The sequence below is a fragment of the Bombilactobacillus sp. ESL1187 genome (assembly GCF_058107155.1).
The window spans coordinates 1387229-1399902 of the sequence record NZ_JBYLTZ010000001.1 but is presented as its reverse complement, the minus strand read 5'-3'; the positions used below and the strand labels follow the sequence as shown (position 1 = coordinate 1399902).

Here is a 12674-nt window from a genome sequence, read left to right as displayed (position 1 = left end):
TTGTTTACCTCTGCTGTAAAATTTACTTATTTCACAAAAATTTGGTTCAATTGGTCAAAGTCTAACGCTGAACCCGTAGGTACTTGGTCGTCTAAAACTAAAATGCCACGTTTTTGTGGGGCATTAGCTAAGGCTAGTTCACGAGGTGAACAAACCATTCCATTACTTTTGACACCTCGAAGAACACCTGGATAAATAATCTGGCCCGCGGGCATCATGGCTCCCACTTTGGCTACTGCAACTTTTTGATTAACGGCAATATTGGGCGCACCACAAACAATCTGCTCAACTTGACCTTGATCTAATTCAATTTGGCAAACATGCAAATGATCAGAATCAGGATGAGGGGTCATTTCTTTGACCAAACCTGCCACAAAATACTCAGTCGTATCTACTTCCAATTGCTCAGCAAAACCTGCGGCTTGTAACTGTTGATTTAACACTTGAATTTGTGGTGCAGTCAAATGAAACTGGCCCGCTGCTTGTGTACTTAAATTCAACTTGGCCAACACATCAAAGAAGTTATAGCCAATTACTTCATTTTGATCATTTAAAATTTGTACAATGTTACCCTTTTGTACTGTACTTTGCTCCGCAGTGTTGGCTCCTAAAATTATCAAAACTACGTCACCAAAAACTGCTGGATTGTAAACACTAATCTGCAATCGTTTCACCATATCTTTCCCAATTAAATTTTATTTATTTAAAGAATCCATAAAACTCTCTACTTGCGCCTTAGTTTTGCGCTCCTTGTTAACTAAACGTCCAATTTCTTGGCCATTAGAAAAAGCAACAAAGCTAGGAATACCCATAATTCCTAAGTCTTTGGCTAAGTCTAAGAATTGATCTCGATCAACTTGGATAAATTCATATTCTGGATAATCTTGTTCAATTGCTGGCATCTCGGGTTCAATAAATTTGCAATCGGGGCACCAATCGGCTTCAAAAAATAAAATAAATTTACCATCTTTCGTTAATTGTTCAATATTTGTTGTTACTTGATCTTCTAGCTTTTTCATTGTCTTCAATTCCTTTCTGACCTATAAACTATATTACAAACTAAAAAAAAGTTGTCAATTACCAACGTTATTTATAATATAATGATAAAATAGATATATAAACTGAGGAGGTTAGATCTATGAGTTTAAAGGGATTAGTTAAATCAACCCTCGTTGCTTCAACAACAGCAGCTGTTGTCGGAGCTGGTGCTTTATACTTAATACATCAAATTGATAGTAAACAAGTAATTGAGCGAATTAAAAATAATTTAGGTTCTGATACCAACATTATTACTACTTGGGTTGAACCAATGTTCCAAAAAGTTAATGTTGAAGGCTCTGATACCTGGGCTTTAGTTGGTGGCGTTACTGCTGTGCAAGATGATGAAGAAGCACAATATCATTTTATTGCATCAGCTTTAACAGGACAACTATTAGACATTCAACGCGTTTAACTATTAAAAAAACACCACTGGAAAATTTCCGGATTGGTGTTTTTTTATTACATAATCTGAATTTTATAACTACCAGTACACAAAAACTACCAACTCTTCCTATCAACTTGCAATTAATTGACTTTGACTAAAAACTGACCGTTAATTAGGAAAATGTGCAACTAAATAATAAATGGGCTGGCCTTTTTGCGAAAATTTAGCTTCATATTCTGTCATAATATTATGTTCAGCCCACGGACTCTGATGGAGATTTAAGCTAATTTTATCAAATTGCATTCCATAATGATTAAAACTGCCTAAGGAGTATTCAAATAAACCTTGATTATCCGTTTTAAATTCTATAACACCGTGTGCCGGTAAAACCGATTGGTACAATTTCAAAAAATTGGGTGCCGTTAACCGACGTTTTTCATGGCGTGTCTTGGGCCACGGATCCGAAAAGTTTAAATATAATTTACTAATTTCTCCAGTAGCGAATAATTCTGGCAACTGCCGCCCATTAGCTACTAAAATTTGTAAATTAGGCAATTGTGCCTGCAACTGTTTCTTCAGAATCATCGCTGCAGCAACTGGTTGTAATTCCATTGCAATAAAATTTCGCTCTGGATTTTGTTGTGCCTTTGCAATAATAAATTGGCCTTTGCCTGAACCTAATTCTAATTCAATCGGCTGGTTCTTTGTAAACCGCTGTTGCCACTGTCCTTGAATACTTTGGGGCTCAGGTTCATTTAAAATCCATTCAGGATGTTCGGCAATCAAGCCTCGCACCCAAGGTTTGTTTCGTAAACGCATAACTACATAATTCCTATCTTTCCAAATTTTTTAATTGGTGTGGTAAATAAACTTTAAGCAAAAATATTACCATAATTAATCCGACTAAACCAGCAATGAGCGTTACTTGTTGCAGATGATAGACAATAACTAAAACTACTAATCCTAACAACCATTGGCTCATTAAAATTACACTGAGTAATGTTTGAAAATTATGCTGCTTTTGGTGTGTGCTCAACGGATAAATTTGAAATAAAACATTCGTATCATAACTTTTATATAGTGGCACCAATTGAAATTCGACTAAATATAAAAACAATGAACTCATGATGCTAATCAGCCAGACATTCTTCAAACAGGCAATTAATACCAAATCAACAATGGTTAAACGTAAAAATAAGCCACTATAGTCAGTATTACGTACAAAGCCGCGACTAAAAAGATAGATACCACTCTGCGCCTGTTGCAATTTAATAGGACGATAAAGGCCATCTAACCAACGATAACGTCGTGATTTGCCCTTCATTCCTGGCACGTCGGTAAACAAATTATAAAATCTTTTCAGCTGGTAACTACGTTGCTGTTCTTGCTGCACTAAATAAGTCCACTGCAATGGCCGTTGATTTAAGAGTTGATGTAATTGATAAAAACTGAGCGCCGTTACGATTAAAGCTAAAAGAACACCGACTAACGGCAGCCAATACAAGGCCACAATCAAAACCACCACAAAACTAATGCAACTTTCCCACCACAGTTTAGCAGGTTGTTCCACATAATTACTAGCTAAGCGATTGTTAATCACGCCAACTTCCAAAATTAAAGTTGCCAATGCAATCAATACCACAGTGGTTGGCTTAAAACCTGCGCCCTTAGCCCAAAAAGGCGTTAAGAAAAAATTGACCAAAATTAAAGTCAAGCACGGTAACCACCAACTATAATTACGGGCCTTGACCAAATATTCGCGCAAAGCCACTTCTTTAGGTAATAAAAAAGTTGTATCCGCGGATTGCATTAACGTCGCCACTTTAAAAAATAATCCACAAACCGTTAAGATAATAATACCTAAGGGTTTGACCCACCACGAATTTAACGTCAAATGAGTCAAAGCTTGTGAATACCAATAGCCAAAAGCGCCAATCATAAAGATAATGGCAATAATAAAATATTCATTAAAGACCAATTTTAAAAACTTGGCTTGTTCTTTTAAATGCTGTGTCAGGCGTTGTTGCCATAGAGATTTCATGCTAACTTAGCCCTCCTCAGCCAAACGTAAATACAAGTCACTTAAATTATCATCCTGCGCCCCAAATTGGGCTTTAATTTCAGCCAAGGTGCCCTGAGCTTTGACTTGACCATGATTTAACAAAAGGAAACGATCGGCACTTTGTTCAGCATTCGCCAAAATATGTGTGGACATTAAAATTCCCGCACCCGCTTGTTTTTTGGCTTGTACCAACTTCAATAAATCGTTCACAGCTAACGGATCTAAGCCTGTAAAGGGCTCATCAATAATAAATAGCTTCGCTTGAGTCATGAAAGCACAAACAATCATCACTTTTTGCTTCATTCCCTTAGAAAAATTGATCGGAAACCAATCTAACTTATCAGCTAAACGAAAAGTTTTGAGTAATTGGTTTGCATCTTGCCAAGCAGCTTCATGATTTAGATCATAAGCCATCATCGTTAACTCCAAATGTTCTTTCAGAGTTAACTCAGGATATAAGACTGGTAATTCTGGGACATACGCAATTTGGCTGCGGTAAGCGGTAATGTCTTGGTCTAATTGAGTGTCATTTAAACTAATCGTCCCTTTTTGTGGCTTTAACAAACCAATGACATGTTTAATTGTTGTTGATTTGCCGGCACCATTTAAACCTATTAACCCTACCGTCTCTCCAGATCGCACTGTAAAACTTTCATCTTTGATCACCGGGATACGTCCATAGCCCCCAGTTAAATGCTCTACTACTAAAGCCATAAAATTTTACCTACCCTCTGTTATTGCTTTGTATTTATGATAGCATGAAATTAACCCGATATAATTTTTTATTCTTAAGGAGGAATAAATCATGACCAACCTAGATCCAAATTGTGTTTTTTGTAAAATTATTGCTGGGGATATTCCCAGTCACACCGTTTATGAAGATGATGTCGTTAAAGCTTTCTTAGACTTATCACAAGTCACCCCAGGCCATGTTTTAGTTGTTCCCAAGCAACATATTAAAGATATTTTTGATTATGATAGCCAACAGGCCAGTTTGGTCTTTAGCCGAATTCCCAAAATTGCCCGCGCGATTAAACAACTTGATCCGAAAATTCAGGGCATGAATATTTGTATTAACAACGGCAAGATTGCTTATCAATCAGTCTTTCACTCCCACATTCATCTAATTCCGCGTTATAATGAAGAAGACGGCTTTTCTATGAAATGGGCAGACAATACTGATCAGTATGATGCTGCTAAGTTAGATCAGATCGCCACAACTATTCAAACGAATTTTGGAGATGAAGCATGAAAAGTTTTAACCTCGGTTTATTAACAGGCATTGGTTTATTCGCTGGAGCCAACAGAATTATGCAACAACAACGTCCGCGCATCGCTGCTTGGAAGAATTTAAATTTGGAACTCAAAAAATTGAAGCAACAATTAACTGACGAATCATTACCGATCCTCAAAGATTTACAAACCACTTTAATGCAGGGCAAAGAACCCATTGTTGCCGATTTGCAACAATTACAACAACAATTGAAACAGTTACAGCAAGATTTTCCGACTAAATTGTGATTTTTTAATGAATTTATAATTTAACTTGTAGGAAAAAGATAATAAATGTGTTATCTTTGTATTTGTTATCTTAATTCAAGATAAAATAAGATTGGATGTGTAAGTAGATTATGTCAAAAAAGTTTAGTAAATGGATCTTGACTTTAGTTGCCTTATTCTCCGTTACCTTAGTTGCTGGTTGTTCCGGCAATAAGGCTGTGGTAACTATGAAGGGTGGTAAAATCACTCAAGAACAGCTTTACCAAAAAATGAAAAAATCTCAAGCTGGACAACAGCAATTGCAACAAATGGTGATTGCTCAGGCTTTGAAGTCACAATATGGTAAACAAGTTAGCGATAAAGAAGTTAACAAAGAATTTAACCAATATAAGAATAAATATGGTTCTCAATTCAATACATTGTTACAACAAAATGGTATGGATGCGAGTGATTTCAAAGATACCATTCGGACCCAACTGTTAACCAAAGTGGCCATTCGCAAGGAAACCAACATTTCTAATGCGCAATTAAAGAAACAATGGGCAAAATATACACCAAAAGTTACAGTACAACATATCTTGGTTAAAGATGATGCAACAGCCAAAGAAGTAATCTCTAAATTAGATGCTGGTCAAAGCTTTGATAAATTAGCTAAGAAGTACTCCACAGATACTGGTACTAAGAATAAAGGTGGTAAATTACCAGCCTTCAATAACAATGACACTTCTTTAGATGCTAACTTTAAGAAAGCTGCTTTAAAATTAAAGCAAGGTCAATATACTAAAGAACCTGTCAAATCATCTTACGGTTACCATGTCATTAAGATGGTTAAGCGTCCAGCTAAAGGTACTATGAAGCAACATGAACAAACTTTGAAGAATCAAATTTATGCTTCTCGGATGAATGATTCAGCAACTATGCAAAAAGTGATCACGAAAGTCTTGAAGCGTTCTGATATTTCTATCAAAGATAACGACTTAAAGAACGTCTTGTCTGGATTCTTATCTAACAATAACAAGAAAGATAATGCTAAATCCACTAGTGGTTCTAAATAAGAGTTCTAAATATTAATTACAAAAAAACGCATTTCAGTGAACAAACTGCGATGCGTTTTTTTGTACGATAAAATCATTTAATTATAGCTTACCAGCTTCTTCAAAAAACATTGGGGGCAAAGTCTCAATTCAATGCCCTTTTTAATCCTTAGTGGTATGCTCAAGCGGACGATAGAAGCGCCGATTATCCAAGCCAAAAATCCGTTCACTAAATTCTCCGGGTTGAATTTTACGTTCAGCCTTGGTAACCATCGTAATCGTCGCATCCAATTCGTCCAGCGCATGTAAAATTTCCGCCTCTAATATTTGGGGACGCTTAGCTGAACCATATTCTAGCAAGCCATGATGCGCAATGACCATATGTCTTAATAAGACAATATCCTCTGCTTCGGTATCCAATTTTAATTGCTGACAAGCCGCCACAATTTCCGCATCCATAATCACTAGATGTCCTAACAAATTACCTTCAAGCGTGTATTGGGTATTAACAGCACCGCTTAATTCTCGAGTTTTACCCAAATCATGTAAAATGGTTCCCGCAATTAACAATGAACGATTAACTTGCGGATATTGCTGACAAACATTGTTAGCCAATCGCGCGATACTAACAGTATGAAAAGCCAAACCACCTGCATAATCATGATGATTGCTTTTAGCTGCAGGATATTCAAAAAAACTATCTTGGTGCTGATTAATTAAGTACCGGACAATGCGATTCCAATGGGGTTGGGTAATTTCTAAAATTAATTCGTTAATTTGATCTTGTAACTCTTGTTTGCTTAATGGTGCATGCTGCATAAATTGCGAAACGGAATAGCTATCAGGTGGTGTCAACTTTAAACTTTCGATTTTGATTTGTAACATATTACGATAAGTTTCACACTGCCCCTTTAACTGGACAATTTGTCCCGCTACAAAATTCTGGGCATCTTCTGCACTAGCTTGCCAATATTTACCTGAAATTTTACCAGAAGTATCCGCAAATACTAAATCTAAAAATTGTTTACCATTCTTGGCAGTACGCACGTGCATTTGTTCAATTAAAACCGGAGCATCTATTGTATCGCCAGTGCGTAAAGCAGCTAATTTATCAGTCACTATGTTTCATCCTCTTTCTAATCTAAAATACAACAAAGAACACCCTAGCTTTTTGATTAAGCTTAGTTTAATAAACGTCACCATTAAATGCAATCGTCTAATCAGGTGACTAAACTATAAACTCAAGATAACAAAAAAACGATACCCACCAAGGTATCGTTTTTTGGGATTAACTATTATAAATATCAGCAATCGGTTTAGAGATGATTTTATTTAATTCTTCCATCATCGCATTAATTTTACGTTCTTGGTCCATCAATTTTTGTACAGAATCAAATTTAGCTAATTGACCAGACAGAGTTTGCAGTTGTTTAATTTCATCATCCGTAATTTCTTGGTTATTAACTTGCTTTTGCTGTAATTTATCCTGCATTGTTTGCATTTGTTGAAACATTTGGTAAGCCATCGGATCAGCTTTCATTTGATTAAAAGCAGCCTGTAATCCTAAAACTTCTTCTGATTGACGCAAATCTTTTTCTAATTGATTAGCAGTATCATACACATTAACCATACTAAATTCTCCTTATTATTCTTGGCCCCAGCGACCTTTTATCTGATTATACCATTGACTGACACTTTGTTTGGCATTATTAAAATTATTTATCGTATCTTGGACTTTGTGCTTCAAATTATCACCAAATCCTTGGGTCCAATTACCAGTTGCGTGATGTTTTTGCTGCTGCACCATTTGAGCAGCATCTTTGACTTCAAAACTAGTATTTTTAGTAGTCGGCAAAATATTCGTCATTTCATTCTTAAACAAGGGCCCAATTCCTTGCTCACTACCCTCTTGTAAAAAGTGTTGACGATCAGTTCGGTCAAATCCGACCCAAGTAGCCACAACAATATCCGGTGTATAACCCACCATCCATTGATCCTTCGTACCATTACCATAATCTTGTGGTACTTCTGTGGAACCAGTTTTGCCCGCTAATTGATAACCTGCTGGTTTAGCGACGGCGCCGGTTCCTTGATCATAGACATTCAGCAGCAAACTAGTCATTGTTTGCGCAGTCTTTTTACTCATAATCGGTTTAGACGCGGTTTGCTCATCTTGGCCAACCACGGCTCCCGTAGCATCCACAATTTTCGTAATAAAATGCGTACTAGCTAACTTACCATTATTCGCAAAGGCTGTATAAGCCCGCGCTATCTGATAAGGTGTCACTCCGGTCTGTAGTCCGCCTAAGGCTAAGGCTAAATTTTGATCACTTTTAGCCACTTTAATCCCAAAATTTTCCACTGAAGCGACGCCTTTTTTCACACCAATTTTATCCAGCAAAGCTACTGCTGGCACGTTTTCACTGTTACTGAGTGCTTGATATAATGGTAATTCAGTAGTATAAGAACCATCAGCGTTCGTCGGCGTATAGTGATTTTTACCGAAACTCGTCACTTGATTAGGCAATGGTGAATCAATCTTATAACCACTTTCAATGGCGGGGGTATAAACCGCTAATGGTTTAATTGTTGAACCCGGCTGCCGTTTCATTTGTGTAGCTCGATTAAGTTCACGAAAGACATGCGGACCACGTCCCCCAACAACTGCACTAACACCACCTGTTTGCGGGTTTAATGCAATAGAGGCACCTTGTGATAAAGTATTATCACTAGCGCTTTGCGGGAAGAGATAATCATTATCAAAACTAGCTTGCATCTTTTGTTGCACGGTTTGATCTAAGCTAGTATAAATCGTATAACCCTTATTTAAAATCTGATTTTCACTTAAGTGATAACGACTTTCTGCTTCAGAAATGACCGCATCAAAATAAGAAGGATAGCGATAACCACTTTGTTTATGATAACCATCATCTAAACTTAAGGCCGTTTGTTGATTAATCTGGGCTTGTTGCTTCGACAAAGTCTTGTTAGTCACCATTAAATTCAGAATTAAATTGCGGCGAGCTTTAGAATTATCTGGATGGCGATACGGATCATAAAAACTGGGATTACGTAACATAGCCGCTAAAGTGGCTGCTTGTGCTGGCGATAATTCACTGGCCGATTCAGCAAAATATTTTTTGGAAGCATCTTCGACTCCCCACACCCCATTACCAAAATAAGCATTGTTTAAATACATGGAAAGGATGTCTTGTTTACTATAAACACGATTTATTTCAACGGCTAAGAAAAATTCTTCTGCTTTCCGAGTTAAAGTTTGTTTTTGCGTTAATAAAGCATTTTTCGCTAATTGTTGTGTCAAAGTACTACCACCACCCACAATTTGATGGTGAAGTAATAAGCCAATCGCCGAACGAGCATAACCTTTCAGACTAAAACCATGATTGGTCCAAAAAGTGCGGTCTTCAGTAGCAATTACCGCATTTTGCATATTTTTTGAAATATGCCGCAAACCAACATACGTTCCTTTTTGTGAATACAACGAACCAGCTTTATGATTGTCGACGTCCATAATAGTGGTTGTCGTTTGTAAAGAAGCTTTTAAATGACTCACGTTAGCAGTTTTCGCCTTAAAAGTTAAAATTGCACTAAAAACCAAAAAAATGGTCATCGTAATTAACAATAACCACCGTAACAAGTGGAATCGTTTCGTTATATAATGGAGTCCGTGACCAATTTGTGCCAATAAATACTTGATTCCGGCAGACCAGTCAAATTTTTCACTGTGTTTCATCGTATCCCTCAAACCTAATTTTTTCAAAAAATGGAGTAACTCATTGATATTAGAACGTCATTTAATTCTACAACATGCACCGCAAGTTTTCACTATTCGTCAATTGTTAAACAATTGGTATTTACCACGTAAGTGGCAGCACGAACTACGAACACAGCGTTCAATTTTTGTGAATCATCATTATCGTTATTTCAATCAATTAGTTCATAATGGCGAACAAATTGATTTGGCCTTTAATACCAACCTCACGCCGCAACATTATTCAGCCCAATTGACAACCAATTGTCCAATTATTTTTCAAAATTCAGATTTAGTTATTGTTGATAAACCTGCCGGTATTAAAACACATCCCAATCAACCCTTAGAAACTCATACTTTATTTAACCATTTAGCCGCTATTTTGCCAAGCCCACCACTTATGTTACACCGGCTAGATATGTTGACTAGTGGGTTAATCATGGTTGGGCAGGATCCTTTAATCGTCCCTATTATTGAGCGTCAATTAGCCTTGAAACAACTCCAACGCACTTATGTGGCCGTGATTCCTTATCGTTCCACTTTACCCTCAACTCAAACTATTACTGCTCCCATTGGCCGTGATCCTTTAGATCCTCGCAAACGACGCATTGATCCCAAAGGCCAATTTGCTAGCACACATTATCAAATCTTACAACATAATAAAAACTGGGCTTTAGTGCAACTACAATTAACAACGGGGCGAACCCATCAAATTCGCGTTCACTTACAAGCTGTAGGAGTGGGAATTCTAGGTGATCCCTTGTACAGTCCACTGAAAGCTTCCAGAATGTATTTACATGCTTACCAATTACAATACCAAAAACCCTTTGATTGGCAAACACAGACAGTTACCACCAAAATTCCGCCAGATTTTTTAGACTTAACTAGTTAATTAGATAAAATGCGGTTAGGACCAAAGTCATAGAGCAATCAACTACCAACTGCAATAAATTTTAAAAAAGAATTTTATTTTGTAGTTTAGCATTTTTAACAACAAAAATTTGAATTTTGAAGTATTTAAAAAAACTAGTCTTAATTGTAGACTAGTTTTTTATCCCAATCACCCTTAATTTTACATTATATTTTGCTGCTTAGATAAAGTTTTTAATTACATTTCATCAGGTGCTTTAACCCCTAATAAGTCTAAGGCAGCTTCCAAAACCCAAGCTAGTGCTTGCACCAAGTTTAAGCGTGCTTGCAATTGGTCATCATCCACTAAAACTTTGTTATGAGCATAATAATGGTTAAACGACTTAGCCAACTTTAATGCATACTTGGCAATGACTGAAGGTTCTTTTTGTTGAGCAGCTTGTTGAATCGTTTTAGGAAAATTGGCTAAGGTTAAGACGATGTCCCAAGCTTCATCATTTAAAGTGGCGGCTGTTATTTCTGTAGTTTGGGCTTGATAATCTGCCTTACGTAAAATACTCATTGCTCGTGCATGAGTATATTGAACGTAAGGGCCAGTCTCACCTTCAAAACGCACGACTTCATCTAATTGAAAATCAAAATTATCGGTCCGATTATTTTTTAAATCATGAAAAATTACAGCACCGACACCAACTTCTTGAGCGACCTGCTCTGGATTAGCTAAGTTAGGATTTTTTTCGGCAATTTGTTTTTGGGCCAATTGCACCGAATCATGCAACACGTCTTCTAATAAGATCACCCGGCCTGCTCGTGTAGATAATTTTTTACCACCCGAAGTGATTAAACCAAACTTAATATGTTCAATATCTTTTGCCCAATCAAAGCCCATTTTAGCTAATACTGCTTTTAATTGTTCAAAGTGCACACTCTGTTCACTACCAACAACATAAAAAGCTTTATCAAAATCGTAAGTTCGCTTACGGTATAAAGCCGCTGCTAAATCACGTGTAATATACAAAGTAGCCCCATCAGACTTTTTAATCATCGCTGGTGGTAATTGTTCACCTAAATCAACAATCTCGGCCCCTTGGCTTTCTTGCAATAGACCTTTTTGTTCCAATAAATCAACAATTTCGTCCATTTTATCATTATAAAAGGCTTCACCCTTATAAGAGTCAAAGCTAATTCCCAATTCGTCATAAACTTTGGTAAAAGCTTTGAGTGATTCTTCGCGGAACCACTGCCACAAATGCGTAGCCTCAGCATCACCATTTTCCAATTTTTTAAACCATTCTCGCGCTTCATCATCTAATTCAGGGTGTTCTTGATCTAATTGATGAAACTTAACATAATATTTTTGTAAATTGGTAATCGGATCAGCTTTAACTTCTGCTTCAGAACCCCATTTTTTGTAAGCCACCATTAGTTTACCAAATTGCGTGCCCCAATCACCCAAGTGGTTAATCTTAATCGGTTGATAACCTAACTTGGCTAAAATTTTGGCCAAAGAATTACCAATTACAGTGGAACGTAAATGGCCCATCGACATCGGTTTTGCAATATTAGGTGATGACATATCAATCACCATCTTTTGTTGGTTGCCCTGTTTCGTTGCACCATAATTCAATTGTTCATTAAGAATTTGTTGCAGAGTCGTTTGTGCTACGGCTGGACGCTGTAAAAAGAAGTTGACATAAGGTCCTTTAGCCTCCACCTTAGCAAAGACATTTGGATCAATTTGTTTGACTAAATCTTGCGCAATGACCACTGGTGATTGATGTAACTGTTTGGCTAATTGAAAAGTTGGAAAAGCAAAATCACCCATTTGCGTATTTTTCGGCACTTCAATCAAATTCAAAATTTGGTCAGCAGTCAAATCACTGTTCGTTAAATTTGGTTGCAAGGCTTCTTGGATGCTTACTTTGGCTTGTTGTAAATCCATAATTATCTGATCCTCCATAACATAAAAAAAGCTCTTTCATATTAAATATGAAAGAGACGAGTTAACCC

14 protein-coding genes are annotated in these 12674 nt (G+C 36.9%); 5 read left to right on the top strand and 9 right to left on the bottom strand.

Going from position 1 to position 12674, the window contains the following annotated elements:
* Positions 1-26 precede the first annotated feature (26 nt).
* Together ytpR and AC3B5B_RS06530 are read right to left on the bottom strand one after the other, a co-directional pair.
* Positions 27-677 carry a YtpR family tRNA-binding protein gene (gene ytpR / locus AC3B5B_RS06535; protein WP_489757758.1) on the bottom strand — a complete coding sequence of 217 codons (651 nt, stop codon included), beginning with the start codon at positions 675-677 and terminating at the stop codon, positions 27-29.
* An 18-nt stretch (positions 678-695) separates the two neighbouring features.
* A complete protein-coding gene (locus tag AC3B5B_RS06530; RefSeq protein ID WP_489769674.1) occupies positions 696-1019 on the bottom strand; it encodes a thioredoxin family protein in 324 nt (107 codons plus the stop codon).
* A 119-nt stretch (positions 1020-1138) separates the two neighbouring features.
* On the opposite strand from AC3B5B_RS06530, the gene AC3B5B_RS06525 reads away from it, so the two are divergent.
* Positions 1139-1453, top strand: a complete 315-nt coding sequence (locus AC3B5B_RS06525) for a hypothetical protein (RefSeq protein WP_489757756.1) — start codon at positions 1139-1141, stop codon at positions 1451-1453.
* Between the two features lie 141 nt (positions 1454-1594).
* Here the strand turns inward: AC3B5B_RS06525 and trmB are convergent, their stop codons facing one another.
* From trmB to AC3B5B_RS06510, 3 genes are read right to left on the bottom strand one after another with little or no spacing between them, the layout of a single operon-like run.
* Positions 1595-2245 carry a tRNA (guanosine(46)-N7)-methyltransferase TrmB gene (gene trmB / locus AC3B5B_RS06520; RefSeq protein ID WP_489769673.1) on the bottom strand — a complete coding sequence of 217 codons (651 nt, stop codon included), beginning with the start codon at positions 2243-2245 and terminating at the stop codon, positions 1595-1597.
* Positions 2246-2258: 13 nt separating this feature from the next.
* Entirely contained in the window at positions 2259-3467 is a 1209-nt protein-coding gene (locus AC3B5B_RS06515) for an ABC transporter permease (protein ID WP_489769672.1), read from the bottom strand.
* A gap of 6 nt (positions 3468-3473) precedes the next feature.
* Positions 3474-4202, bottom strand: a complete 729-nt coding sequence (locus AC3B5B_RS06510; RefSeq protein ID WP_489757753.1) for an ABC transporter ATP-binding protein — start codon at positions 4200-4202, stop codon at positions 3474-3476.
* A 91-nt stretch (positions 4203-4293) separates the two neighbouring features.
* Between AC3B5B_RS06510 and AC3B5B_RS06505 the strand changes: the two genes are divergently transcribed.
* The 3 genes from AC3B5B_RS06505 (at position 4294) to AC3B5B_RS06495 (ending at position 6043) form a co-directional block, all read left to right on the top strand.
* The gene (locus AC3B5B_RS06505) at positions 4294-4740 is read left to right on the top strand and encodes an HIT family protein (RefSeq protein ID WP_489769671.1); all 447 of its coding nucleotides are present in this window, start codon (positions 4294-4296) and stop codon (positions 4738-4740) included.
* Positions 4737-5009: a hypothetical protein gene (locus AC3B5B_RS06500; protein ID WP_489757751.1), complete on the top strand. Its 273-nt coding sequence runs from the start codon at positions 4737-4739 to the stop codon at positions 5007-5009. The genes AC3B5B_RS06505 and AC3B5B_RS06500 overlap by 4 nt, the downstream gene beginning before the upstream one ends.
* A 110-nt stretch (positions 5010-5119) precedes the next feature.
* A complete protein-coding gene (locus tag AC3B5B_RS06495) occupies positions 5120-6043 on the top strand; it encodes a peptidylprolyl isomerase (protein ID WP_489757750.1) in 924 nt (307 codons plus the stop codon).
* A gap of 141 nt (positions 6044-6184) precedes the next feature.
* Here the strand turns inward: AC3B5B_RS06495 and AC3B5B_RS06490 are convergent, their stop codons facing one another.
* From AC3B5B_RS06490 to AC3B5B_RS06480, 3 genes are all read right to left on the bottom strand, one after another.
* Positions 6185-7141: a 3'-5' exoribonuclease YhaM family protein gene (locus tag AC3B5B_RS06490; protein WP_489769670.1), complete on the bottom strand. Its 957-nt coding sequence runs from the start codon at positions 7139-7141 to the stop codon at positions 6185-6187.
* Between the two features lie 169 nt (positions 7142-7310).
* The gene (locus AC3B5B_RS06485; protein ID WP_489757748.1) at positions 7311-7652 is read right to left on the bottom strand and encodes a YlbF family regulator; all 342 of its coding nucleotides are present in this window, start codon (positions 7650-7652) and stop codon (positions 7311-7313) included.
* Positions 7653-7667: 15 nt separating this feature from the next.
* The gene (locus AC3B5B_RS06480; protein WP_489757747.1) at positions 7668-9776 is read right to left on the bottom strand and encodes a transglycosylase domain-containing protein; all 2109 of its coding nucleotides are present in this window, start codon (positions 9774-9776) and stop codon (positions 7668-7670) included.
* Positions 9777-9819: 43 nt separating this feature from the next.
* Here AC3B5B_RS06480 and AC3B5B_RS06475 point away from each other — a divergent pair, with 43 nt between their 5' ends.
* Entirely contained in the window at positions 9820-10686 is an 867-nt protein-coding gene (locus tag AC3B5B_RS06475; protein ID WP_489757746.1) for an RluA family pseudouridine synthase, read from the top strand.
* Positions 10687-10902: 216 nt separating this feature from the next.
* Here AC3B5B_RS06475 and argS read toward each other — a convergent pair whose 3' ends face one another.
* Positions 10903-12606, bottom strand: a complete 1704-nt coding sequence (argS, locus tag AC3B5B_RS06470) for an arginine--tRNA ligase (protein ID WP_489769669.1) — start codon at positions 12604-12606, stop codon at positions 10903-10905.
* Positions 12607-12674: the final 68 nt, after the last annotated feature.

Bases quoted from the DNA above. Each gene is read 5' to 3' on its own strand.
- ytpR (WP_489757758.1), bottom strand. From the start codon at position 677: ATGGTGAAACGATTGCAGATTAGTGTTTACAATCCAGCAGTTTTTGGT.
- AC3B5B_RS06530 (WP_489769674.1), bottom strand. From the start codon at position 1,019: ATGAAAAAGCTAGAAGATCAAGTAACAACAAATATTGAACAATTAACG.
- AC3B5B_RS06525 (WP_489757756.1), top strand. From the start codon at position 1,139: ATGAGTTTAAAGGGATTAGTTAAATCAACCCTCGTTGCTTCAACAACA.
- trmB (WP_489769673.1), bottom strand. From the start codon at position 2,245: ATGCGTTTACGAAACAAACCTTGGGTGCGAGGCTTGATTGCCGAACAT.
- AC3B5B_RS06515 (WP_489769672.1), bottom strand. From the start codon at position 3,467: ATGAAATCTCTATGGCAACAACGCCTGACACAGCATTTAAAAGAACAA.
- AC3B5B_RS06510 (WP_489757753.1), bottom strand. From the start codon at position 4,202: ATGGCTTTAGTAGTAGAGCATTTAACTGGGGGCTATGGACGTATCCCG.
- AC3B5B_RS06505 (WP_489769671.1), top strand. From the start codon at position 4,294: ATGACCAACCTAGATCCAAATTGTGTTTTTTGTAAAATTATTGCTGGG.
- AC3B5B_RS06500 (WP_489757751.1), top strand. From the start codon at position 4,737: ATGAAAAGTTTTAACCTCGGTTTATTAACAGGCATTGGTTTATTCGCT.
- AC3B5B_RS06495 (WP_489757750.1), top strand. From the start codon at position 5,120: ATGTCAAAAAAGTTTAGTAAATGGATCTTGACTTTAGTTGCCTTATTC.
- AC3B5B_RS06485 (WP_489757748.1), bottom strand. From the start codon at position 7,652: ATGGTTAATGTGTATGATACTGCTAATCAATTAGAAAAAGATTTGCGT.
- AC3B5B_RS06480 (WP_489757747.1), bottom strand. From the start codon at position 9,776: ATGAAACACAGTGAAAAATTTGACTGGTCTGCCGGAATCAAGTATTTA.
- argS (WP_489769669.1), bottom strand. From the start codon at position 12,606: ATGGATTTACAACAAGCCAAAGTAAGCATCCAAGAAGCCTTGCAACCA.